Source organism: Bdellovibrio bacteriovorus HD100 (assembly GCF_000196175.1).
GTDB classification, from domain to species: domain Bacteria; phylum Bdellovibrionota; class Bdellovibrionia; order Bdellovibrionales; family Bdellovibrionaceae; genus Bdellovibrio; species Bdellovibrio bacteriovorus.
This window is the reverse complement of sequence record NC_005363.1, coordinates 1,250,029-1,272,066: the sequence shown is the minus strand read 5'-3', so window position 1 is coordinate 1,272,066 and position 22,038 is coordinate 1,250,029. Positions and strand designations below refer to the sequence as shown.

Here is a 22,038-nt window from a genome sequence, read left to right as displayed (position 1 = left end):
CTTCGGATCAGACGGAAAGGCTGCCTTATGCCGCAGAAAAAAACCGCTGAAAACGAATCGGCCTTCAAAAACTGGATCAACGAGGCGCTGGTGCGCCGAATGGCTGAACATCTGCAATACCACCACGCAGACTTTGACAGTAAAAGCTTTCTAAAGCTCAGCCGCGAGCTTTCGGCCCTTGAGATGAAACCCCGTGTGCAGCTGATCCGCGGTCGATTGCAGTCACATCTTCCGCAAGACTATACCAAAGCCCTCAACATCCTGCTGAAGGCTGTCAACAAACCAAAACCGGGCGTGGAACCTCTATCAGGTTTCGACCTGTGGGCCTTCACTGAATTTGTGCAAACCTATGGACTGGAGAATTTCGATGAATCCATGAAAGGTTTGCACACTTTGACGCAAAAATTCACGGCCGAATGGGCCGTGCGCCCGTTTCTGATTCACCGCCAGGAAGAAACGCTGAAACAGCTGATGGCCTGGACTCAGGATAAAAGCCACCACGTGCGCCGCTGGGTTTCTGAAGGCTCTCGGCCCCGTCTGCCTTGGGGTGAACTGCTGCGGGAATTTATCAAGGACCCGGCACCGACGTTGAAGCTTTTGGAAGAACTGAAATACGACGAAGAACTTTACGTGCGCAAATCCGTCGCCAATCACCTGAATGACATCACCAAAACACACCCGGATGTGGTGATCAAAACCCTGAAGCGCTGGCAGAAAGAAGCCCCCCAGGAACACAAAACAAAAATCGACTGGATCACCCGCCACGCCCTGCGCACCCAGGTGAAGGCCGGTAATGCCGAGGCTTTGAAGCTTTTGGGCTATCACACCGATGCCACGGTAAAACTGCACGATCTGACGTTAAAACCAAAGACTGTTAAAACCGGGGGCCACCTTGAAATGTCCTTCGGTCTTTCAAGTCCCAAGAATGCCACGGTCGTGGTGGACTATGCGATTCATTATAAAAAGGCCAACGGCACGAACTCGGCCAAGGTGTTTAAGCTTGCAAACAAAGAGCTGAAAGCCAAAGAGCGGCTGGACTTCACAAAGAAGCACTCCTTCCGCCCGGTGACGACACGGGTGCTTTATCCGGGCTCCCATGTCGTTGAGATTTTCGCAAACGGAAAAAGCCTGGGTAAGGCCACTTTCCTTTTAAAGGACTAAAGATCTTTTTTCATCTGCTCCAGGGATTTTAGAACATCCTTGAAGCGCTCTTCTTTCACTTGGGGATGAGCCAAAGCGATCTCGATGGTCTTTTTGGCTTCATCTTTTTGTTTCAGCTCTTTCTGAATCTCTGCCAGGGTCTTCAAGTTGTGAAGACGCAGGTCTTCTCCCAGCTCCACTGCAAGCTTTGCCTGGGGCAGGGCTTTTTCATAGGCCTTGTTGCGCACATAGTAGCTTGCAAGCTTCATGTGCGGGACATAGCTGTGAGGATTCGCCTTTTCAAGTTTCAACAGCCACGATTCCTCAAGTTCCGGAAGCCCCGCCTGACGGAAGTAAAACAGCGTTGCCATCACCTCCCCCGGACGATTCTCAGAAAGCTTCAACGAACGCACTTCATTCTGCAGCTCCTGTTGAATCCTGACGACCTCTTCTTTTTGCCCCAGGGCCTCGGCGGACACCTTCCACATGGAAAGCGCCTCGGCCCTTTCCACCGGAGCCATCGGACTGACCTCCCAGGACTCCACCCATTTGACGGTGTCGGCTTTCGACTTGGTCAGTTTTTCCAAAAACTCGCTGTTGGCTTTCAGGCGCTCTTTCAAATCCGCCGGCAGATCCTTCTTTTCACTTTTCAGGAATTCCGCCCATTCGTTGGTGGCCGTGACGCTGGTGAAACTCTGCGGTTTAAGGTCGGCCCACTTTTTCAGGATGGCCAGATATTCTTCCGACTTTTTTTCCGCACGGGCCTGCTGAGAAGCCCACTGCGTTTCTGCAGAGGCAAAACGATCGGATTTGGAATCAATCTGACGATACCACTTCACGGCCGTTTCCATATCGAGGGCATTGTAAGCTTTGACAGCCAAAGCCTCGATGGCTTTTTGATCACCGGCTTGTGCCAGCTTTTCAAGATCCGCAGTCGACTGAAGGTTCTTTTTCGCGTCTTTGATGCGTTTGGCGTAAACATCCGCCGGTGCAAAATCCAAGGCGCGATAAAGTTCGGTGCCATCAGGTTTCAAGATCAACACTGTTGGAATCGCTTTAATATTGTACTGTTTTCCGAACGGTTTATTGGCGCTCATGTCTGCATTCAAAGCGACCAGGATAAAATCCTTCGTGACGTTTTTAAAAGCCTTGGTGCCAAAGACTTCCGTTTCAAGACGAACACAGGCCGGACACCAAGGGGCCCCGTAATCAACCAGCAGATTTTTTTTGGACTTTGCCGCCAAAACTTTGGCAGCTTCCAGATCGTTTTCGATAAAACCATGGCTATTCTTGTGAACTTTGCCCGTGGTGGCTTTCACTTCCGGCTTTGCAACCTCGGCTTTTTTGACTTCGCTTGCAGGCTTTAGCTTCCCGCCGGAAATCACGTAAGTGATCTTGTGTTCTTCGCACACGGTTTTTTTGTCGTCGCAGACATAGAAGCCAAGCTCAAAGGCTTCGTTTTCTTTTGTCGGCATAGCAAAAACCAGCTGAGATTCCTCTTTAACAAGAGGCGCGATCTCTACGCCCTTCATGGCAAAAGCCGCGGGAGCTTCCTTATTGAAATGAAAACCTTTTTGAATGGTGCCGACGATCTTTCCGTCTTTCACGACGAATGTGGCTTTGCCGTCCGAAAGACGACCGAATGCGGATGCCGCGACGAAAAGGGCTAAGATAAAACCAAGAACCTTCATAAGTCCTCCTGAATATCTTAGAACCCTATCACGGTGAAGACAGATAACAATGCCTACACCGTTCATGCTGCGGCGTAGATGTAAAAAGTCACCAGGCACCTTTTAAGGCACCTTTTAGAAGCCGTCGGTGGTTCCTACTTTGCCCCAGTCATCCATGGAGTCACTTTTTACTGACGAAACTTTGTGGGGGGCCACCTTTGGGGCCGGGTGCCTTCGGGCTGACTTGATGTCAATGGTTTTGGCTTTTGACTGCGCACCGCTGGCGGCGGCTGCGATTTCCCGGCGCACGCCCTTGATGGTGTAGGTCAAAAGATCCACGACTTTATCCAACTGCTGGGCCTGGGCGGACAGCTCTTGCGAAGCGGCGGCGGCTTCTTCCGAGGTCGCGGCGTTGACTTGTGTCACTTGATCCAATTGATTCATGGCTTTGCTGATTTGATTGACGCCGTTGGATTGCTCTTCACTGGCGCTGGCAATTTCAGCATTCAGACTGGACACCTTCTGGGCTGATTGCACAATTTCACCCAGCACTCTCCCACTTTGCTGAGCCTGATGGGCACCTCGGTCAATTTTCTCAACGCTGCCTTTGATAAGCTCCGTGATATCCTTTGCTGCTGATGAACTGCGCTGAGCCAGATTACGAACCGCCTCCGCCACAACCGCAAAACCTTTTCCTTGCTCGCCCGCACGCGCGGCTTCCACCGCCGCATTCAGCGCCAGCAAGTTCGTCTGGAAGGCAATGTCGTCAATCACATTAATAATTTCTTCAATGCGCTTGGAGTCCTGGGAAATCGCCTGCATGGAATCCATCAAAGAATGAATCTCTTGATCACCGCGGCTGGCCACCTGACTGGTCTCTCCGGAAAGACGGGCCGCCTCACGGGCATTATCGGCATTGATCTTGATCATGGAAGTCAGTTCCTCCAGTGTTGCCACGGTCTCTTCCAAAGAAGCCGCCTGTTCAGAAGAAGCCTCCGCCAGCTGTTCGGAAGAAACCGAGATCTGCTGGGAAGCCCCCGACACCTGAGTGGAATTGTCAGTCAGCTCTGAAATAACACGGTTGATACCCGCACTAAGAGACCTAAGAACCAGGAAAGCACAAGCGATACCGAAAAGCAGAGCCCCCACGACTGTGCCCAGCAACAGGTCACGCGAACGCGCAAAAGAGGCCTCGGCAGACTTCTGATCAGCCTGCATGCGCTCGTTATTGCTCTTGACCATGGTATCCACGATTTCCGTCCCCCGCACACGGACATCGCGCCCCTTGGTGACAAGAATATTCAGTGCTTCTTTGTCCTGACCTTTGTCAAAGAGCTCGGTCACCTGAGTGTTAAGATCCGTCCACTCTTTATAAACGGCTTCGAAGGCCGCGATCCTTTTCACCCCCGCTTCATCCGCCAGGGCTTTGCGCTCTTCCAGCACTTCCGCCATCTCTTTGTGGCGTTCCGAAATGTACTTACGAGCCGCCTCCCGCGCCGGTCCCCCCGCAGGATTCAGTGCAAAGTTTCTTTCATTGATAACCTGGGTAAGGAAGATCTCTTTCATCATGTGATCCCGATCAATTCGAGGCACAGTGACATTCGTGATGCGAGTCAAAGTCGAATTCAACTCGCCAAGACTTCGCCAGCTCATGACCGCAATCAATGCCGAACAAACAACTAGGATCCCAACAATCACAGACACTTTAAAGTTTAAACTGCGTACGTTCATTATTCTCCCCCGACAAAAGCCATCGCATTCCCCAGCGATGGCCAAATTTATCGGGTCGACCCCAAAGAAACCTAAGCACTAAAGGTGTGAAATAATCTTGATTACAAAACCCGCCCCTAAAGTCCTTAACAGAACAAATCAAAAACAGAAAAAGTCACCAACAATACCGCACCGTAGACTCAAAAAGCACAGCACAAGCAAGCTGATCACCAGCAAGGGAAGAGGGGCTGCAGAGAGCGTGAAACCGAGTTCCACAGCGCCAGTCACAAGTGCAATAATAAAGAAGATCGTCCAACGGCAAAAAAAAAGGGAGCCACGAAGGCTCCCTTGCGCGAGGACTGTCCGAGAGTTTCACGCTCTCTGCAGCCCCTCTTCCCTTGCGGGTTGATTAGTAACGGTAGTGCTCAGGCTTGAACGGGCCTTGAGGACTCATGTGCAGGTACTTGGCTTGTTTGGAAGAAAGTTTAGTCAACTTCACGCCCAATTTATCCAAGTGCAATGCCGCCACTTTTTCGTCCAAATGCTTAGGCAAGCGGTAAACAGCGATGTCCTGGTACTTGTCACGGTTGTTGAAAAGTTCCATTTGCGCCAACACCTGATTGGTGAAGGAGTTGGACATAACGAAGCTTGGGTGGCCCGTAGCACAACCCAGATTCACCAAACGGCCTTTAGCCAGGATGATGACTTGTTTGCCGTTTTTCAAAGTGTGGATGTCCACTTGTGGCTTCACTTCACGCATTTTGGAATTCTTGTTCAACCAAGCCATGTCGATTTCGATATCGAAGTGACCGATGTTGCACACGATCGCGTTGTTTTTCATTTTCATGAAGTGCTTGTCAGTGATGATGTCGCAGCAGCCAGTCGCTGTTACGAAGATGTCACCCAATGGAGCTGCATCTTCCATCGTTGTCACTTCGAAACCTTCCATTGCCGCCTGAAGCGCGCAGATTGGATCGATTTCAGTCACAAGAACGCGGGCGCCCAGTCCACGCAAAGAGTGCGCAGAACCTTTACCCACATCGCCGTAACCCGCAACAACGCAGATCTTACCGGCAACCATCACGTCCGTTGCACGTTTGATACCGTCAGCCAAAGATTCGCGGCAACCGTACAGATTGTCGAACTTGGATTTGGTAACAGAGTCATTGATGTTGATCGCTGGAACTTTCAGTTTACCCTGTTTTACAAGGACTTCCAGGTTGTGGACACCGGTGGTTGTCTCTTCAGAGATACCGATGATTTTCTTCATTTCTTTGGCGAAACGAGGCTCGTGCATCATGTTCGTCAAATCACCACCGTCGTCCAGGATCATGTTGAAGCCTTCTTTGCCCCAACCCACGATAGTTTGTTCGATACACCAGTTGAATTCCTGCTCAGTCAGACCTTTCCATGCAAATACCGGAATGCCCGCTGCCGCGATAGCCGCTGCGGCGTGATCCTGAGTGGAGAAGATGTTGCAAGAAGACCAGCGGATTTCCGCACCCAGCTCAACTAGCGTTTCGATCAGAACCGCTGTCTGGATAGTCATGTGAAGGCAACCAGCGATACGAGCGCCTTTCAAAGGCTGCTGTTTTTTGTACTCTTTACGAAGAGCCATCAAACCTGGCATTTCAGTTTCAGCAATCTTGATTTCTTCACGACCCCATTTAGCAAGCTTTGCGAAAACCTCTGGGTTTTCCATTGCTTCTTTGCTGACTCGGTAGTCAACAACTGGAGTTTTAGCAGCAGTTTTAGTTGCTGTAGGAGCTTTCATTTTAGCATTTTTCTTCATAGCGGTTTTTCCGTTCGTCGTAGTCAATGACATTTGATTGAAGTCCTTGTCTTAGGTTTTTAAAAATTATGGTAAAGTTAAGATTTCATATCCAGTATCCGTCACAAGAACTGTATGTTCAAATTGTGCGGACAGTAGACTATCTGCAGTATGATAGTACTTAATGCTGCTTCCTGGAATGTCGAATTCGATGATTTCGTCAGTCCCTTGATTCACCATCGGTTCGACGGTGATACAGTGGAACGGCACCAGGCGCTCGCCCTTGCCCTTTTTGCCATAGGACGGAACAAACGGCTCTTCGTGGAACTTGCGGCCCACACCGTGCCCACCGATCTCTTTCACGGCCACATACCCCTTGCGGGTCACAAGCTTGTTCGTTTCGAAACCGATGTCCCCGGTATAACCGTTCGGTCGAATCGCTTCGATACCGATATCACGAGCCATACGGGCGGTTTCCACCAGGTCCTTGGCTTCTTCAGAAACGTTACCGATCATGTACATCTTGGACGTGTCCCCAAAGAAACCATCAATCCAAGCAGTCACGTCGACATTGATAATGTCCCCGTCTTTCAAGATGGTCTTGTCATCAGGAACGCCATGGCAGACAACTTCATTGATAGAAGTACAAGTGTACTTAGGATAGCCGTGATACCCCAGACATGCGGACTTGGCACCTTTGGTCGCCATAAAATCGAAGCAAAGCTGATCGATCTCGTTCGTGGTCATACCAATTTTGATATATTTATCCAGGTAAGTGAGCGTGTCGGCTGCAATACGGCAGGCAACAGTCATCTTTTTGATTTCTTCCAAAGAAAGCGGCTTAATTCCCATAGAGGATGGTATAGCACAGCCCCCCACCCTTGAACAGACCAAAACCCCAACTCCCAACAGGGAAAATCCAAGTCCACCTTAGATAAAAGCCGCCGTTTCCCCTCTAAAATCGAGCTAATAAACCACCCCCACCAAGGCGACGGCGAAAGCCCAGCCAAAAGCGAACCCGCAAAGCGGAAGCCATACCCGCGACGACAAAGTCGAGCCCATCAACTGCGATCCCGCGCAGCGGAAGCCCACCCCCAAACGGGACGAGGGGCTGGTCAAAAAGGTCCATATACAAGGCGGAGGTGGGTCCTCGCAGCGGAGGCGTACCCATGGTACGTCGGAGCGAGAAGACCCGCCGACAACGCAGGAGATGGGCCTTTTTCACCAGCCCCGAAACGAAGGCAAAAAAAAAGCCTAGGTTTTACCTAGGCTTTTTTCCCCGTTTTAAACGACCTACTACTTAAGGTGTTTAGAAACTAGTTTAGTCATGTCGAACATAGAAACTTGAGTTTTGCCGCCGAAAACTTCTTTCAGTTTTGCATCAGCATTGATGTTTCTTTTGTTCTTAGTGTCTTGAAGGTTGTTCTTCTTGATGTAAGCCCAAAGTTTTTTAACAACTTCAGTACGTGGAAGTGGAGAAGCACCAACAACTGCTGCCAAAGCTGCAGATGGAGTCAACGCTTTCATGAAAGCTGCGTTTGGTTTACGAGCAGTTTTTGCTTTTTTAGGAGCTGCTGCTTTTTTTGGAGCTGCTGCTTTTTTAGCTGCTGCTTTTGGAGCCGCTTTTTTAGCTGCTTTTGGAGCTGCTTTTTTTGCTACAGCTTTTTTAGGAGCTGCTTTCTTAGTAGTAGCTTTTTTTGTAGCTTTTGCTTTTGCCATTCGAAATTCCTCCGTTAGGTTTTTAGTCTTGTTTATCTCGAATGAGCTTAGTGTGTATCCAAGTCCAGTCGTTTGTCTAAAGAAAAATGCAGGGGAAATCATTTTTTTTTCGCACAGGAAGCGGAAAAGACCCCGTTTTCCCCTCTAAAACCACCCCCTCCCCCCTCTGAAAACAGCTTTTTCCCCTATGGAAAGCCCCCTTTTCCCCTCTAAAAAAGTCCGTTTTTCACAGGGAAAACACCTTCTGGACTGAGCCATCCCCCCTTTCTACCGATAAGAAAGACATGAGTTTTCAGGCAAGCTTCAAGCAAATTCTCAGAGAGAAAATGGGTTCTGAACCCTTCGTGAACGCCTCCGAAGAAAGCCTTTTGAATGCCGACCCCTCCCACCTTGCCTTCCTGATCGGGCAAGTGGGGCGCAAAGAATTCAACTCCCCACGTGGACAATATCCGGCCCCCAAAGTTCGTCCACAGCGCAAAGCTCATAACTTTTCCCCGTCTCAGCAGCAGGCTTACGAGTTTTTGAAGAGCTGGATCTTTGACCTTCCAGCCGGCTTTACCGCAAGTGAATTGAAAAAAGCCTTCCGCCAAGCCGCCATGATTCTGCATCCCGACCATGGTGGAAACGCCCCGCAGTTCGTAGAGCTGAAAGCACACTACGAGACCTTGCGCCCGCTTGTCTCACTCTAGAACAAACAAATTTCAGCTAAACAAGATTACATTGCTGAAATACCCTCAGGCCTTTTGTTTCGTCGCCGATATTGCATAATGGAAGCAACCAGGAATAGAAGCACCATGCGAGACCTGACTTTTACATCAGAGGATGCCTACAAAAAAAGACTGACCTACTTCAAGGTCATCTATTTTCTGACCCTCGCCGTTTCGCTTGTCTATATAGTAAAATTCAACTTGCAGTATAAGGTCCCCGACTATAACTCAGCCCTGATCCCGATCTGGGTGGTGCTGCTGATTGTGCCGCCACTGTGCCTGCGACTCCTTAAAAACTATCTGATCTCTGCCTGCATTATGGGCACGATGTCCTCTTTGATCCTGGCCTATCTGCTTTATCTTTCGGGTGGTATCGAGGCTCCGGGCATCTTTTGGCTGACGGCCATTCCTCTGGTCTGCGGTATCCTGGTCGGCGTTCCCGGGGCCATTGGCGGCTATCTGATCGTCTTTACGATCTTGTGGTTCTTCTGGTACGCCCGCTCGCAGGGGTTCGGCCCTAACGTCATTGCCGACTACGGGGACTACAACCGCGAAAAGCTCTTTAATGTCGTCGTCTTTTTGTTGTTCTCGGCCTTTAACACCCACTACTACATCCGCGGGGAAAAGAGCCTGATGAAGAACCTCGAGGAGAAAAACCTCGATGTGGAAAACCTCCTGCGGGTCCTGATCCATGACATTGCCAACACTCTGTCTTCGATGACCTACAACCTGGTGAAAGCCAAAGAGGACCGGGAGGAAAACCCGTCCGGCGCCCAAGAACTGGACAAGATCGAACGCGCCGTGGATGACATCGTCAACCTGCTGGCGCAGGTGCGACATCTGAAGTCCGTGAAAGACGGCAAAGCCTCCATGCCCCTGAAACCGCTGAACCTGACCATGGTTTTAAACGAAGTCTACGAAAACACCGTCGCCACGGCCCAGCAAAAAGGCATCAAGATGCAGCTGGATATTTCCCGCGACCGCATGCCGATCAACGGTGAAAAGACCATCCTGAGCAACGTCGTGCTGCAGAACCTTATCAACAACGCCATCAAGTTCTCTCACCCCGGCGAGCGCATTGACCTGCGGGCCTATCCTACAGACAGCGAAGTGATTATCGAGATCCGCGACTATGGGATTGGTATTCCGAAAGAGATCCTGGCCAACATCTTCAACCTGAATTCCCAGACCACCCGTCCCGGCACTCAGGGCGAAAAAGGCACGGGCTATGGCATGCCTCTGGTGCGCGAATACCTGCAGATGATGGATGGGACGATTGAGATCTTTTCCAGCGAGGAAACCAGCTCTTCTGCTCCGAGTGGAACCCGCGTGGTTCTGAAAATGCCTTTGGCCAAGTCTGTTTTGTAAGTGTCTCATAACAGGACTCAACAACCCCTCGCCTTGCAAAGAATTGCCCAAAATTACTGAATTGAGGCTGACGATCTGCCGATAAGTATCCCATGGGAAAACAGTACGTAACGGGAATCACAGTTCTTTTTCTTTCGTCGTGGGCTCTGGCCACGCCGGGTTCACTCACCTATCAGGGACGTATAAAGAACTCTCAAGGCGAGGCTCTTGAAGTCAACGGCGTCCAATTCGAGTTCTCGATCACCAATCCGAGCGGCACCTGCGTGCTTTACCGTGAAACCTCCGGCGCCATCGATATGCGCAACTCCTCCGGCGTCTTTGACGTACCCATTGGTACCGGAACCAAAAACTACCCTGCTGCTGCGGGTTTTAAACTGCTGGACAGCTTTGACAATTCCGTCGCCATTCCCTGTGAAGGCGGGGGCTCCTACACTCCAGTTGCCGACGACAAACGTCTTTTGCGTGTGCAATTCCACGACGGCACGGGCTGGAAGCTGATCACCCCGGACAATGAAATCCGCTCTGTCCCCTATGCTGGTCACGCCAAGTTGGCGCAAAGCGCCTTGAAATTGGGATCCAATGTCGCCAGCGACTTTGTGGACAAAGCCTCTTTGCCGGTTTGTGGTGCTGGCACCTACCTTCGCCATATTGCCCCGGCTGGAACCTTCGAGTGCACAGCGCCCGTGGTGACTGGCGCTAATGTTTCCGGAAACATCCCAGGCAGCTCTGCGGGCTTCACTGGCAATCTGACGGGGGATGTGTCTGGCACACAAAGCGCCACTTCTGTGGATCGCCTCAAAGGAACCCCGGTTGTGAATACCGGCTTGGCGTCTGGAAAAGTTTTGAAATTTGACGGGACCAACTGGGCCCCGGCAGATGACAACTCCGGCACGGCGGGAGCTATCACTTCTTTGACGGGGGCGGTGTCCTCGTCTGGCAGTCCGGCGGCCACAGTCACTTTGAACGATAATACGGTCGCAACCGCCAAAATTCAGGACGATGCCGTGACCACGGGTAAAATTCTGAATGGAACCATTTTGAATGAAGACATCTCAGCCGCCGCGGCCATTGCAGACAGCAAACTTGCGACGATATCCACTGCCGGAAAAGTTTCTGGCAGTGCGATCACCTCCGGCACCATCGGGGGTTCCACCGCCATCAACACCAGCGGCCTGATTCAGACCTCCAGTGGAGTGCGCCTGTACAATGGAGCAAACTATGTGGAGCTGAAGGCCCCTGCTCTTTCCGGAAACAGCAGCTATGAACTGCCTGCGGCTGACGGCACCAATGGTCAGTTGCTAAAGACTGACGGCACAGGAAAACTGTCTTGGACCACCGTCACGACCAGCGGAGGCACCGTGACAGATGTCACGGCCACGGCACCGCTGGCAAGCTCGGGTGGAACGACCCCGGCGATTTCACTCAACGATTCGGGTGTCACGGCCGGAACTTACAACCGCGTTACCGTCAGCGCCAAGGGTCTTGTGACAGCGGCGTCCAATGCGACGGCAACCGATCTTCCGAATGTCGCTGGCGATGTGACTTCGACCGCGGGCCTCAGCAACACCAAAGTTGAAAAAATCCAAGGCACAGCCGTGGCCGCGACGACTCCACTGGTGGGACAGGTTCTGGTTTACGACAATACAAAGTGGGACACTCAGTACTTTGGCTTCGGCCAGCTTCGTTCGACGGTCACTGGCAATGCGCAAATGCCAGCAGCCTGCGCAACAGCCAACAAAACCCTGAACTGGAGTTCGATCACCGACACATTCTCATGTGCGGACATTGCCATCAGCAGCACGCAGGTTTCCGGTCTGGGAACCGCAGCGGCGAAAAACTTCGGCACCTCTGCCGGGAATTTGGTAGAACTGGATGGCTCCGGAAAAGTTCCGGCGGCATTGCTGCCGGCTACGGGCGACAATCTGGGGAATCACACGGCCACAACCCATTTGAACATGGCAACTTACAACATCACGGGCGCAGGTAAGGTTTACCTTGCCGATGGCGCTTGGAATTCACCTTCTTTGACTTTCACAAACAGCCCGAACACCGGGATTTCCAACAACGGTGGAATTATGAAGTTCACTTCGGGCGGAAATCTGGCCATGGATCTCAGCTCCACCTCATTGACCCTGAATGGTTCCTTTGGACCATTGATGCGGCTGGGGGGAGGTTCGTTCACGGCGGCAAATCCCACATATTCCTTTGGCGGATACAGCACATCCGGAATGTTCCCGGGCACCAACATACTGGGCTTCAGCGTGAACGGAACTGAAAAACTGCGTCTGGCCAGTGACGGGATGATTGGTGTCGGCACCACTTCGCCGACCCGCCGTCTGCATATCGTGGGGGACGGAACAGACTATGGGGACGACATCTATCTGGAAGGTGTGAATTCCGAAACAGCCCTTCCGCAAATCAGCCTGACGCGTTCCCGCGGCACAACGACCACCCGCAATCCCCTTTTGGCCAACGACACTATCGGAACTTTGGCGTTCCGCGGTTGGGATAATACCGCACACGCCTATAGCGCACGCATTTCTTCTTCGGCTGAAACAGACTTTGCCACAGCCGTGAACGGAAACTTGCGCTTCTATACAGCCGCGGCAGGAACAGATTCAGAACGCATGAGAATAACCGGCTCAGGACTTGTAGGGATCGGCACCCCTGCTCCCGCCGTGCCTTTGCAGGTGGCAACGCGTGTGCCGTCATCAGCAGTACACCCGAATCGCGCGGGCATTCAGGCCGTTGGCGAAGGCACCGACGTAGGCGGCCGCATATCCGCACTCGTTTCTAGCACCATCGAAATGGCCACATTCTCCGGCTATCAAAGTGCCGGAACTCTCGCCGCTCCGACAGCCGTCACCAGCGGACAATCCCTCACCAGTCTTACTGCGTTTGCTTACAACGGGACCCAATACCAATCCGGCGGAAATGCCTCTATCAACTTCGTTGCCACCGAGGCACATACGGCGTCGGCCGGCGGGGCAAAAATCATCTTCAACACCACCAACAACGGTGCAACCGGGTCCACAGAAAAGGTCGTCATCGATCAAAACGGCAACGTCGGTGTTGGTGTCGGCGCTCCGACTGCAAAAATGGATGTTAACGGCGGGATTAAACAACCCAACTACGGAATTATTTCGGCGGTTCGCAACTCGGGTGGAGTCACGGCCTCCATGCCGTGGACCAATGCCTATGTTCTGGCCCACCAGGGTGAAATGCACCAGTGGGTGGCTGGCGGCCCTATCCTGCAAGACAGTGTCACGGGTTGCAATGCCGGCCCTGATGCCGGAGTCAAATTCGACTCTATCGCAACTAGCTGGGGTGGCCCCTATAAGGTTATTTTCCATACCACGGGTTCAAATGGAGCTATTCATCTGGAGTGGAGTGGATGGCAGGTGTCTTTGAAAAACTCTGCAGGTACAGAATTGGCTATTGGAATGGGACAAGTCTTTGCGACCCTTCACTATGACCCCGCCGTTTCAAACTGGCGTGTGGAGCATATGTTCGGCCGCATAAACAATACAAATTTCACCTGCTGGTAAGATGCAACAGTATAAACAACATCCCAGGGGCCAAGGTCATTAAGGCCTTTTTGCGAAACCCCGAACTTGATATCGTCGCAACCAGCGCAAACTTTGAAACGTAACTTGCCATCAAAGAGGCTTCCACAAGTCGCTCATATTGAAAGCCATCGACTTTTCCCGCCGCAAGCAGCTGAGAGGTCGAAATCAAAGATCCATGCACCTCAAACAGCGAGATCACAAAAGTCAGAATCATCAACCCCTGACTGCCCGCCCACTCTTGCACAAGTTTGGAAGCCGACAGAATCAGCACAATGAACACCGTGAGTTTTAATGAAGATCGGATATCGAGTATTCTTTCGGTCCCCGCAATCACCGGATGTGATTGCGGTTTGCGCCGCCATAACAATCCAATCAAAGAAAGAGTGATCAGCGACAAAATCGCAAAATGCAGCCCCACCAACTCAAAAGCTGCAATTCCTCCAGCTCTGATTAGCACCGCGGCCTGAACCAGCATCGCCAAAATCGCACTTTGCAGGGCCGCCAGACGCAGAGTCTGCGATCCTACGGGTTCGTGACTTTCTTTGGCCAACGTGACGGTGGTCGCTGTACTGGAAAGCAAACCACCCAAAAAACCGGTCAGAATGACGCCGGCTTTCCGGCCGATCCAAATTGAAAAAGCCTTGCCCACCACCTGAAGGGCTGACAGGGCGAAAAACATAAAAAGAATTTTCTGAGGACGGAAAAGTCCCCAGGGGTCCACCGGATGCGGTGGGACCCATCGTGAAGCCACAAAAAGAAAGAGCAGGAATAACCCTGCTCTCACCCACTGGTTTTTCATTACACCATTTTGAAGCGAATGCGTTTTGGTCCCGCATTTTCGCCCAGACGACGTTTACGGTCTTCTTCGTATTCGGTGAAGTTTCCAGGATAGAATTCAATCTTGGAATCACCTTCAAAGGCCATGATGTGCGTGCACACGCGATCCAGGAACCAACGATCGTGCGAGATAACCACGGCAGATCCACCGAACTCCAGCAGCGCCTCTTCCAGCGCACGCATGGTGTTGACGTCCAGATCATTCGTCGGTTCATCCAGAAGCAACAAGTTCGCACCCTGCTTCAAGATTTTTGCCATATTCACGCGGTTGCGTTCACCACCGGACAACTGACCGACTTTTTTCTGCTGGTCAGAACCCGAGAAGTTGAACCAGGAAACATATTGACGCGCATTGATTTCACGCGTGCCCAACTGGATCACATCAGCGCCACCGGACAATTCCTCGTAGATGGACTTGTTCGGATCCAGAGTTTCACGGGTCTGGTCAACGTAGGCGATTTTGACTGTCTCGCCGACCTTGAATGTTCCGGAATCAGGCTGCTCTTTGCCTGTGATCATGCGGAACAACGTGGATTTACCCACGCCATTCGGACCGATCACACCCACGATCGCCCCTTTTGGAATTGTGAAACTCACGTCATCCAAAAGAACTTTGTGGTTGTAGGCTTTGGTGATGTTATGCGCTTCCACCACGATATCGCCCAGACGAGGTCCTGGCGGGATGTAGATGGACATCTCCTGGATTTTTTCCGGAGAAGCCTCTTTCAACAGGTTTTCATAGTTAGAAATACGAGCTTTGGATTTCGCCTGGCGAGCTTTGGCGCCCTGACGGATCCAATCCAACTCTTTTTCCAGCGTGCGGGCCTTGCGAGCCTGATCTTTGGCTTCGTTCGCCTGACGCTTGTCTTTTTGTTCCAGCCAGGAAGTATAGTTCCCTTTCCAAGGAATACCTTCACCGCGATCCAATTCAAGGATCCAGCCAGCCACGTTATCAAGGAAATAACGATCGTGCGTGACCGCGATAACAGTTCCCGGGAACTTGGAAAGATATTGCTCAAGCCACGCCACCGATTCGGCATCCAGGTGATTCGTCGGCTCGTCCAAAAGCAAAATATCTGGTTCAGACATGATCAAACGGGCCAAAGCCACACGGCGTTTTTCACCTCCGGACAGGTTTGTCACCGGCAGATCACCATCTGGACAGCGAAGAGCGTCCATCACGATTTCGATCTTTTGATCGACGTCCCAGGCACCCAGGGCTTCCAGTTTTTCCTGAAGTGCACCCTGTTTTTCGATCAGCTTGTTCATCTCGTCCGGATCCAGATCCGGGTCCGAGAACTTGTCGTTGATCGCGTTGTATTCTTTCATCACTTTCGGCAGTTCGCCCATGCCAGCGAAGATATTTTCTTTCACTGTCAGTGCTTCATCCAAGTGAGGCTCTTGCTCGAAATAGCCGACTTTCATTGTCTTGGAAGGGAAAGCTTCCCCCAGGAAGTCCTTGTCCACGCCTGCCATAATTCTGAGCAAAGTGGATTTACCAGAGCCATTCAGACCCAAAACACCAATCTTGGCGCCATAGAAGTAAGAAAGATAAATATCCTTCAACACATATCTTTGTGGAGGATATACTTTACTTACGCCCTTCATTGTGTAGATAATCTCTTGAGACATGACGTCACACTCCTAAAAAGACCGGATTCGGCCCTGACTTCGTCTATAAACGAAGTAATTTACCAGCCCGAAAACGCTTGTCAAATGGAGTTCCATTTATCACACTATCGCCCCTAGCGCAGGATGCGCTTCTGATAGAAAGCCGGTTTTCCGGCACAAAAAATAAGCACTGAGCTTAAATTACGGACAGAAATAAGCATTTAATGAGTGGCGGCAACCTAGAGCGGCAGCAAAATTCGAATACTGACACGCCGAATTCCCCGGAAAAACCGGAGAAGCGTGAGCCGTCGTCCAAAAAATCCCTGTTCGGCAACCTGAACTCCGACCTAAAGCACGCCCTGAACACCTGGGAAACCCTGACAGAAGAAGCTGCCAACAAGGTGTCCCCTGACGAAGAGCAGCTGCAGGAAGTCAAACGCCTTCTGGGTGAGCTGAAGTCCAAGCTTAATCAATTCGACGAGTAATCGCCCGCCTTGTTTTCACGCAAATCTGAATAAATTTCGCCGCAATCAACCTGGTATTGATCAATACTGGCTCCAATTTATTTTCAACGAACAAAGGTACTATATATGCGTTTTGCTGCGGGAATGCTTTTAGGGATTTCGATTCTTGGTTCAACAGTTCATGCGACGGTGGATGGCAATGATCGAGTTGCGCTCGTCGTGCAACATATTCAGTCGGATGGAACTGAATCTGATGCGTTCTTTGTCGAGCGTGCGCCGATTATTGGATGTTATGGCCTGCCTCAGGGCCCGGCTTTACAGCAGTGGACGGCGGAATATAAAGTGCCTTCGAATATCGGTTGTGGCGGTGAAAAAATCGATGAAAACATCAATGCACTCACTTGCGCGAAAGTCATCAGCGCAAAAGAAGCCTCGGACTATATGTCCTTCTCTGAAGTCACTCTCGACATCTCGAAATGCACCGCTAAAAACAATCCAAACTTCATCTCAACGATTCGCACTTCCGCAAAAATCAACTTCCCTCAGTCCAACAAAAAGAAAGAAGTGAAACTCATCCTGATTTCAGACAGCCCCAAGCCCCAGCCAAAACCCGCGCCCTAGGACCGACGATCGTGTTTGCTCCCGCCCAGGCATTCCGGACTGACGAAGTTTAAGGTGTCTTTTTGAGCTTGCCACTCTGTCGGAGTCAGAGCTTTTTGTGTTAGAGCGTGCAGGCCTGATTGAAGTTCGGACTTCAACAGATCGTTGACCATGCGTTGACGGTCGATGCGAGATTTTCCTTCGAAGGCTTCAGACACCACCAGCACTTTAAAATGCGTCTCGCTATTGGCCGGGACGGAGTGCATGTGGCTTTCGTTTTCCACCCCCAGCTCCAACGGAGCCAGGGACTGGTTCAGAATTTCGCGGATGCGTTGTTCTCTTTTGGACATCTATCTAGTGATTTCTTTTTTCGATTTTTGATTTGATAAGATCGATGCCCATTTTAGCCATGGCATAGACACCTTTTTCTTCCAGCTTCTTATCAACATCCTTGGCTGTGCGCAAAGCTTTGGCTGCCGCCATTTGCGCGATCGGATTTCCCACAGGCAAGCCTTCAAACTGCCCGTCTTTCTTCCACTCGTCAGCAACCGTGTCTGCGATTTCCATCACTTTCGGGGCTTTCTGGCGGATCATTTCACTGCCATAAAACTCCAGGTGAACCTTCTCCTCGCTGTGATGAATGTCAGAATCGGTCGTGTCTTCAGAAAAAGCCGGAGCACCTTCGGATTCCATCTCATGAGCGTCACGCAGTGTTTGTTCGGCCTTTACGCCTTCGTTTTGCGCTTCCGTGTTGATTTCATCAGCGGCCTCCATTGTGGCCTTTGCCTCCTTCATCGTGGCTTTAGCTTCGCCCCCTGTGGCGTGGGCCTCATCGATGATTTCTTCGGCGTCACCGCGGATCTCAGTGGCTTCGTCGATTTCCGCCTGCGCCTCGTGATGAGGACGGCGTTTTTTTGGATGATGATGCTTTTTCTTTGCGTCGTAATGCTTGATCTCTGGCATGTTTACTTCCTTTTAAACAAATCCCAACATTTCACGGGTTACAAAATCATAGTCGGCTTTGATCGGAGACTTTCCGGCATAAAGACTCTTGCCGGAGCGCACGGTGTTTTTCACCTCTGCTGAAGTTCGAATATAGCCCTTCATCAGCGAGTCCTCAAAAGACTCTATGCACTTTTGTAAAAGCTCATGACTGAACTTCTCACGTCCATCGAATTTGGTAAAGAGAACTTTACGCGAGAACTCCAGACTGAAGTCGCTGCGGATGTCTTCCAGTTCGCTCAGGTTCTTTTGCAGGCCCATAAAGGCGAACTTGTCCGGGTTCACTGGCAAAATCACCTCGTCGGAAGCCACGGTCACAGCGGTGTTCGTGGCGCTCAGGGCTGGAGCTGTGTCGATCAGAATCAGGTCATAACGGTGTTTGATTTTTTCCAGCGGGGTTTTCACCGCCAAAGACCAGTTGCGGTTGGAGTTCAGCAACACCCGGTCCAAAACCGAATTGTTCAGACTGGACGGAATCAAATCCACGTGCGGTTCGATAAAACGCACACATTCATCGATGCTTTTCTTTTTTTCGACGATGTCCACCCAGACTGGAAGGGACTCGTCCTCGACACCCAAAGCGAAACTCAAATTAGCCTGCTGATCCAAGTCCACAAATAGCACGCGTGCGCCGTACATGGCGGCTCGCAGCCCCATGTTCAGGACGGACGTGGTCTTGGCCACCCCACCTTTAAGCATTTGGATAGAAATCACCTTGTGGGGATACTTGTAACCTTCAGCCAGCAACAATTGACGGGCTTCTTCGGGAAGCAGCCACGGGGATTTGATCTTTCGCTGCAAAGTTTTTTCAGCCTTGGCCTTGATTTGATTTGGAGGAATCTCCATGAACGAGGCCAAATCGCTGAGAGTAATGCAAAACTCCTGTTGCGCCAAAGTGGACATGAAGGACCTCCGTCAGTCCTTCAAGCCTACAAGGGGGTTTTAAGCTTGGAAACACGCAGCGCACCAACTTATCGGGGGCCAAACTCTTCAAGGTGGCTGACCTCTTGTTTCAACAACGAGCGCATTTCTTCGATATCGTCCTTGTAAGACCAGAGTAATTGCTCGCGCATGCGGCGTAATTGCAGGACTTGTTCATTACTTAAGGGGCGCAGGGACTCTGCCAGTTGCATCAGATGCAGGTCCACCTCACGCTTGAAGTCGCCATAATCCGTGTCATCCTCTTTTTCCAGAAAATCCAGGAATTCATTGATATTCGGATTCATAGACACCCCCTTGATGTATTTTGCCCCGCAACCCTTTGCTGCCTCAAACCCCCGGGCTCTGGCTTGCTAAGAATCAACCAAGGGAATAAGCTGGAAAAGCTCCTGAAAGGACCTCTATGGCACCCGAACTTGCCGCCGCCTATGTCATCGGTTGGATTCCCTCGGCTTCCGTCACCGGACTGCATTTGTGGATACACCGGAAAAAGGTCAAAGCCCCTGCGTACCGACAGCTGCAAAACAACCTGCAAAAAGTCGGACTTTACTGGCGCGAGTCCCGCTCGGATGTCGAGCCCTTCAACGAGGGTGCTGAAGAGCAGAACCTGAAAGCTTATGAAAAGAACATCCTGCTTATGGGAACTTTTTTCCTGTTCCTGAGCTGGGGCGGATTCCTGTTCAACCTGATTGTTTTAATTTCCGTGCATTCATTGGCGATCTCCCGTAAAGAAAGAGCCCTGTTTGAAAGTCCATTGACCACTCAGGATCTGCCCCCGGAAGAGGTGCAGAAAATCCTGAAGGAGATCCCATGAGCCGCCCGTCCGCACCGATCCAAATACCCATTGTCGAAAAATCCAAACACTGGCTGGTGATCAACAAACCTTCGGGCGTTTCTGTTCACAATGACCCACCCGATGTGCGCACACTTCTAAAAAAGCAACTGACACCGGGAACCTATCAGGACATTCACCCCGTACATCGTCTGGACAAGGAAACCAGTGGCCTTTTGCTGGTGGGACTGGATGCCGAAACCGCCGCCAATCTTTCCGGGCAGTTTCAAGAACACAAAGTTGAAAAAACTTATTACGCACTTTTGCGAGGCGAACTTCCTGTCAGCACCGATTGGCAGGAATGGAACACACCTATTTCCGACAAAGCTGAAGGACGCAAAAATCCGCAGGGGCTTTTAAAAGACCGCGTCGAGGCCCGGACGCTTTACAAAGTCCTTGAAGCCAATAAGTATTTTTCTTTGGTGGAAGTGCGCCTGATCACCGGACGCCAGCATCAGATCCGCAAACACACGGCCCTGATCCGGCATGCCATCGTGGGTGACACTCGTTATGGTGACCCCAAGTACAACGAGCGCATGGCGAATATTTACCAAACCAAACGCATGTTCCTGCACGCAGCGCGCATGACCGTGATGATCAATGGCTATAAACACTCTTTTGAAGCCCCGCTGCCGCCAGAATTCAAGGAAGCCATGAAAGGCTGATTAGCCGGCTTTCTGCTGCTCTTGCGAGGAAGCAAGAGCAAAGATCTGATCCACATTTCCTGAAATATTGCGAATGGAAGACACAATGAATTCGGAATTTGAGGCCAGGGAAGTCACACCCCGGCCGATTTCACCGGTACTTTCGCGCAGCAACTGAATAAAATCATCCATTGCTTCCAGATAGTGCGTGAAACTGTTTCTAATCTCAGTTGTTCGCGCCGACTCAATCGCCCCCATCTGACGAACCACTTCAAGTCCGGTCACAAACTTGGCCACTTCCAGCATCTCATAGGAAATCGCGGACAGGCTTTTTTTCAGCTCGGAAAACTCTTTATCGAGATTTTGGCAATACTGGGCAAAAAGATCGGAAAAGGCCTTCTGATTCTGCAGCATCTCGTCGAAAGCGTTTTCTGAAGTTGCCAGCTTGGCGATGGATTCGCGAACAAAAAAGTCCACCATCAGCATCTGCACATTCAGGGCCGCTGCACGCAAGACACACTTTTGAATCACACTAGACAATTCCTCAACAAACCCGGAAAGACCGCCCAGGTGCTTTTCAATAGTGCCCGACAACACTGAAAATTCGTGGGAAACCACACCCAGACTTGCCGCCATCTCGCCAAATTTGGCAGCCGCGATTTTCATATTGATGGAAATAAACTTCAGCTGCTGAAAGCCCTGATCCAGACGACCCATAGCACTTTCAAGACTTTGATTGGCCCCTTGAAAGTCCCGCAGCTTATCAAAAACATCATTCAGCTTGCGTGTGGTGGAATTTGTGACCGCAGTGATCTGACTGGCACCGGTGGCTCCGGACGATCTGGATTCAGAGGCCAGCACCTGGGCAGCCCGGGCCTTCAGCTCCTCCATGACAGCCTTCATCATAAAGCTTTCATAGTCAGGGAACCCGGCCTCTTGGATCTTCAGCAGCAAGTGCTGATGGGACTCTTCCAGACTGTGTTCCTGCTGCTCGTAAGCCAGGACCTCTTTATAAAGACCCTGCACAACTGAAAACAACTCTGAAGAGGGCTTGAATCGAACAGACAAATACCCATCGCCAATCGGAAAGGCGAACGCATACACCCAATAATAACTGCCGTTCCCGGCCAGATTCTTAACGTATGCTCCGACGGCTTTCCCCTGATTCAGAAAGCTCCAGAATTCCTTAAACACGGCACGAGGCATGTCAGGATGGCGGATCAGACTGTGCGGAGCACCCAACATGGATTCTTTGGGATAAACGCTGACACGAACAAAGACATCATTTCCATAACGGATAACGCCACGTTTGTCGGTTGTTGAAAAAAAGAACTCATCAAACCCGAAAGGGCTTTCAGCTTGGGTGGGCACGGGACGTTTCATGGAATCCTCTCGAAAAAAACTTTTTAACAGTTTTTTGATCGGCACTTCCCGGACATAGCCTTAGCACTCATT

General features: G+C 51.0%; 20 protein-coding genes. 8 read left to right on the top strand and 12 right to left on the bottom strand.

Going from position 1 to position 22,038, the window contains the following annotated elements; all coding sequences use genetic code 11:
• Positions 1-27 precede the first annotated feature (27 nt).
• Positions 28-1,161 carry a DNA alkylation repair protein gene (locus BD_RS06090; RefSeq protein ID WP_011163837.1) on the top strand — a complete coding sequence of 378 codons (1,134 nt, stop codon included), beginning with the start codon at positions 28-30 and terminating at the stop codon, positions 1,159-1,161.
• On the opposite strand, the gene BD_RS06085 is transcribed toward BD_RS06090, so the two are convergent.
• From BD_RS06085 to BD_RS06065, 5 genes are all read right to left on the bottom strand, one after another.
• Positions 1,158-2,831 (bottom strand): thioredoxin family protein, encoded by a 1,674-nt coding sequence (locus BD_RS06085; protein ID WP_011163836.1) that lies wholly within the window; start codon positions 2,829-2,831, stop codon positions 1,158-1,160. The genes BD_RS06090 and BD_RS06085 overlap by 4 nt on opposite strands.
• 114 nt (positions 2,832-2,945) lie before the next feature.
• Positions 2,946-4,541 (bottom strand): HAMP domain-containing methyl-accepting chemotaxis protein, encoded by a 1,596-nt coding sequence (locus BD_RS06080; RefSeq protein WP_011163835.1) that lies wholly within the window; start codon positions 4,539-4,541, stop codon positions 2,946-2,948.
• Positions 4,542-4,929: 388 nt separating this feature from the next.
• Entirely contained in the window at positions 4,930-6,312 is a 1,383-nt protein-coding gene (gene ahcY / locus BD_RS06075) for an adenosylhomocysteinase (RefSeq protein ID WP_264358377.1), read from the bottom strand.
• A 66-nt stretch (positions 6,313-6,378) separates the two neighbouring features.
• Complete coding sequence (map, locus tag BD_RS06070; RefSeq protein ID WP_011163833.1) at positions 6,379-7,143, bottom strand: type I methionyl aminopeptidase; 765 nt, start codon at positions 7,141-7,143, stop codon at positions 6,379-6,381.
• A 444-nt stretch (positions 7,144-7,587) separates the two neighbouring features.
• The gene (locus BD_RS06065; RefSeq protein ID WP_011163832.1) at positions 7,588-8,010 is read right to left on the bottom strand and encodes an SWIB/MDM2 domain-containing protein; all 423 of its coding nucleotides are present in this window, start codon (positions 8,008-8,010) and stop codon (positions 7,588-7,590) included.
• A gap of 284 nt (positions 8,011-8,294) precedes the next feature.
• On the opposite strand from BD_RS06065, the gene BD_RS06060 reads away from it, so the two are divergent.
• The 3 genes from BD_RS06060 (at position 8,295) to BD_RS06050 (ending at position 13,633) form a co-directional block, all read left to right on the top strand.
• The gene (locus BD_RS06060) at positions 8,295-8,699 is read left to right on the top strand and encodes a J domain-containing protein (protein WP_011163831.1); all 405 of its coding nucleotides are present in this window, start codon (positions 8,295-8,297) and stop codon (positions 8,697-8,699) included.
• A gap of 105 nt (positions 8,700-8,804) precedes the next feature.
• Positions 8,805-10,085 carry a sensor histidine kinase gene (locus BD_RS06055; protein WP_231839298.1) on the top strand — a complete coding sequence of 427 codons (1,281 nt, stop codon included), beginning with the start codon at positions 8,805-8,807 and terminating at the stop codon, positions 10,083-10,085.
• A gap of 92 nt (positions 10,086-10,177) precedes the next feature.
• On the top strand, positions 10,178-13,633 hold the full coding sequence (locus tag BD_RS06050; protein WP_011163829.1) for a beta strand repeat-containing protein: 3,456 nt from the start codon (positions 10,178-10,180) through the stop codon (positions 13,631-13,633).
• Here the strand turns inward: BD_RS06050 and BD_RS06045 are convergent.
• Both BD_RS06045 and ettA read right to left on the bottom strand, forming a co-directional pair.
• Positions 13,620-14,333 (bottom strand): DUF4010 domain-containing protein, encoded by a 714-nt coding sequence (locus BD_RS06045; protein ID WP_226987960.1) that lies wholly within the window; start codon positions 14,331-14,333, stop codon positions 13,620-13,622. The genes BD_RS06050 and BD_RS06045 overlap by 14 nt on opposite strands.
• 119 nt (positions 14,334-14,452) lie before the next feature.
• Positions 14,453-16,123: an energy-dependent translational throttle protein EttA gene (gene ettA, locus BD_RS06040; RefSeq protein ID WP_011163827.1), complete on the bottom strand. Its 1,671-nt coding sequence runs from the start codon at positions 16,121-16,123 to the stop codon at positions 14,453-14,455.
• A 203-nt stretch (positions 16,124-16,326) separates the two neighbouring features.
• Between ettA and BD_RS06035 the strand changes: the two genes are divergently transcribed.
• Both BD_RS06035 and BD_RS06030 read left to right on the top strand, forming a co-directional pair.
• Positions 16,327-16,587 (top strand): hypothetical protein, encoded by a 261-nt coding sequence (locus tag BD_RS06035; protein WP_011163826.1) that lies wholly within the window; start codon positions 16,327-16,329, stop codon positions 16,585-16,587.
• 105 nt (positions 16,588-16,692) lie between these two features.
• The gene (locus BD_RS06030) at positions 16,693-17,187 is read left to right on the top strand and encodes a hypothetical protein (protein ID WP_011163825.1); all 495 of its coding nucleotides are present in this window, start codon (positions 16,693-16,695) and stop codon (positions 17,185-17,187) included.
• Here BD_RS06030 and BD_RS06025 read toward each other — a convergent pair.
• The 4 genes from BD_RS06025 to BD_RS06010 form a co-directional block, all read right to left on the bottom strand.
• Complete coding sequence (locus BD_RS06025; protein ID WP_011163824.1) at positions 17,184-17,516, bottom strand: BolA family protein; 333 nt, start codon at positions 17,514-17,516, stop codon at positions 17,184-17,186. The genes BD_RS06030 and BD_RS06025 overlap by 4 nt on opposite strands.
• A gap of 4 nt (positions 17,517-17,520) precedes the next feature.
• Positions 17,521-18,129, bottom strand: a complete 609-nt coding sequence (locus tag BD_RS06020; protein ID WP_011163823.1) for a hypothetical protein — start codon at positions 18,127-18,129, stop codon at positions 17,521-17,523.
• Between the two features lie 12 nt (positions 18,130-18,141).
• The gene (locus tag BD_RS06015; protein WP_011163822.1) at positions 18,142-19,071 is read right to left on the bottom strand and encodes a ParA family protein; all 930 of its coding nucleotides are present in this window, start codon (positions 19,069-19,071) and stop codon (positions 18,142-18,144) included.
• A gap of 68 nt (positions 19,072-19,139) precedes the next feature.
• The gene (locus tag BD_RS06010; RefSeq protein ID WP_011163821.1) at positions 19,140-19,394 is read right to left on the bottom strand and encodes a hypothetical protein; all 255 of its coding nucleotides are present in this window, start codon (positions 19,392-19,394) and stop codon (positions 19,140-19,142) included.
• A 116-nt stretch (positions 19,395-19,510) separates the two neighbouring features.
• Between BD_RS06010 and BD_RS06005 the strand changes: the two genes are divergently transcribed.
• Complete coding sequence (locus BD_RS06005) at positions 19,511-19,921, top strand: hypothetical protein (RefSeq protein WP_011163820.1); 411 nt, start codon at positions 19,511-19,513, stop codon at positions 19,919-19,921.
• Positions 19,918-20,604: an RluA family pseudouridine synthase gene (locus BD_RS06000; RefSeq protein WP_011163819.1), complete on the top strand. Its 687-nt coding sequence runs from the start codon at positions 19,918-19,920 to the stop codon at positions 20,602-20,604. The genes BD_RS06005 and BD_RS06000 overlap by 4 nt, the downstream gene beginning before the upstream one ends.
• Here BD_RS06000 and BD_RS05995 read toward each other — a convergent pair whose 3' ends face one another.
• Positions 20,605-21,966: a PAS domain-containing protein gene (locus BD_RS05995; protein ID WP_011163818.1), complete on the bottom strand. Its 1,362-nt coding sequence runs from the start codon at positions 21,964-21,966 to the stop codon at positions 20,605-20,607. It lies immediately after the preceding gene.
• Between the last annotated feature and the right edge of the window lie 72 nt (positions 21,967-22,038).

Bases quoted from the DNA above. Each gene is read 5' to 3' on its own strand.
- BD_RS06085 (WP_011163836.1), bottom strand. From the start codon at position 2,831: ATGAAGGTTCTTGGTTTTATCTTAGCCCTTTTCGTCGCGGCATCCGCA.
- ettA (WP_011163827.1), bottom strand. From the start codon at position 16,123: ATGTCTCAAGAGATTATCTACACAATGAAGGGCGTAAGTAAAGTATAT.
- BD_RS06030 (WP_011163825.1), top strand. From the start codon at position 16,693: ATGCGTTTTGCTGCGGGAATGCTTTTAGGGATTTCGATTCTTGGTTCA.
- BD_RS06050 (WP_011163829.1), top strand. From the start codon at position 10,178: ATGGGAAAACAGTACGTAACGGGAATCACAGTTCTTTTTCTTTCGTCG.
- ahcY (WP_264358377.1), bottom strand. From the start codon at position 6,312: ATGAAGAAAAATGCTAAAATGAAAGCTCCTACAGCAACTAAAACTGCT.
- BD_RS06055 (WP_231839298.1), top strand. From the start codon at position 8,805: ATGCGAGACCTGACTTTTACATCAGAGGATGCCTACAAAAAAAGACTG.
- BD_RS06045 (WP_226987960.1), bottom strand. From the start codon at position 14,333: ATGTTTTTCGCCCTGTCAGCCCTTCAGGTGGTGGGCAAGGCTTTTTCA.
- BD_RS06010 (WP_011163821.1), bottom strand. From the start codon at position 19,394: ATGAATCCGAATATCAATGAATTCCTGGATTTTCTGGAAAAAGAGGAT.
- BD_RS06015 (WP_011163822.1), bottom strand. From the start codon at position 19,071: ATGTCCACTTTGGCGCAACAGGAGTTTTGCATTACTCTCAGCGATTTG.
- BD_RS06035 (WP_011163826.1), top strand. From the start codon at position 16,327: ATGAGTGGCGGCAACCTAGAGCGGCAGCAAAATTCGAATACTGACACG.
- BD_RS06005 (WP_011163820.1), top strand. From the start codon at position 19,511: ATGGCACCCGAACTTGCCGCCGCCTATGTCATCGGTTGGATTCCCTCG.
- BD_RS06020 (WP_011163823.1), bottom strand. From the start codon at position 18,129: ATGCCAGAGATCAAGCATTACGACGCAAAGAAAAAGCATCATCATCCA.
- BD_RS06025 (WP_011163824.1), bottom strand. From the start codon at position 17,516: ATGTCCAAAAGAGAACAACGCATCCGCGAAATTCTGAACCAGTCCCTG.
- BD_RS06060 (WP_011163831.1), top strand. From the start codon at position 8,295: ATGAGTTTTCAGGCAAGCTTCAAGCAAATTCTCAGAGAGAAAATGGGT.
- BD_RS06065 (WP_011163832.1), bottom strand. From the start codon at position 8,010: ATGGCAAAAGCAAAAGCTACAAAAAAAGCTACTACTAAGAAAGCAGCT.
- map (WP_011163833.1), bottom strand. From the start codon at position 7,143: ATGGGAATTAAGCCGCTTTCTTTGGAAGAAATCAAAAAGATGACTGTT.
- BD_RS06000 (WP_011163819.1), top strand. From the start codon at position 19,918: ATGAGCCGCCCGTCCGCACCGATCCAAATACCCATTGTCGAAAAATCC.
- BD_RS06090 (WP_011163837.1), top strand. From the start codon at position 28: ATGCCGCAGAAAAAAACCGCTGAAAACGAATCGGCCTTCAAAAACTGG.
- BD_RS06080 (WP_011163835.1), bottom strand. From the start codon at position 4,541: ATGAACGTACGCAGTTTAAACTTTAAAGTGTCTGTGATTGTTGGGATC.
- BD_RS05995 (WP_011163818.1), bottom strand. From the start codon at position 21,966: ATGAAACGTCCCGTGCCCACCCAAGCTGAAAGCCCTTTCGGGTTTGAT.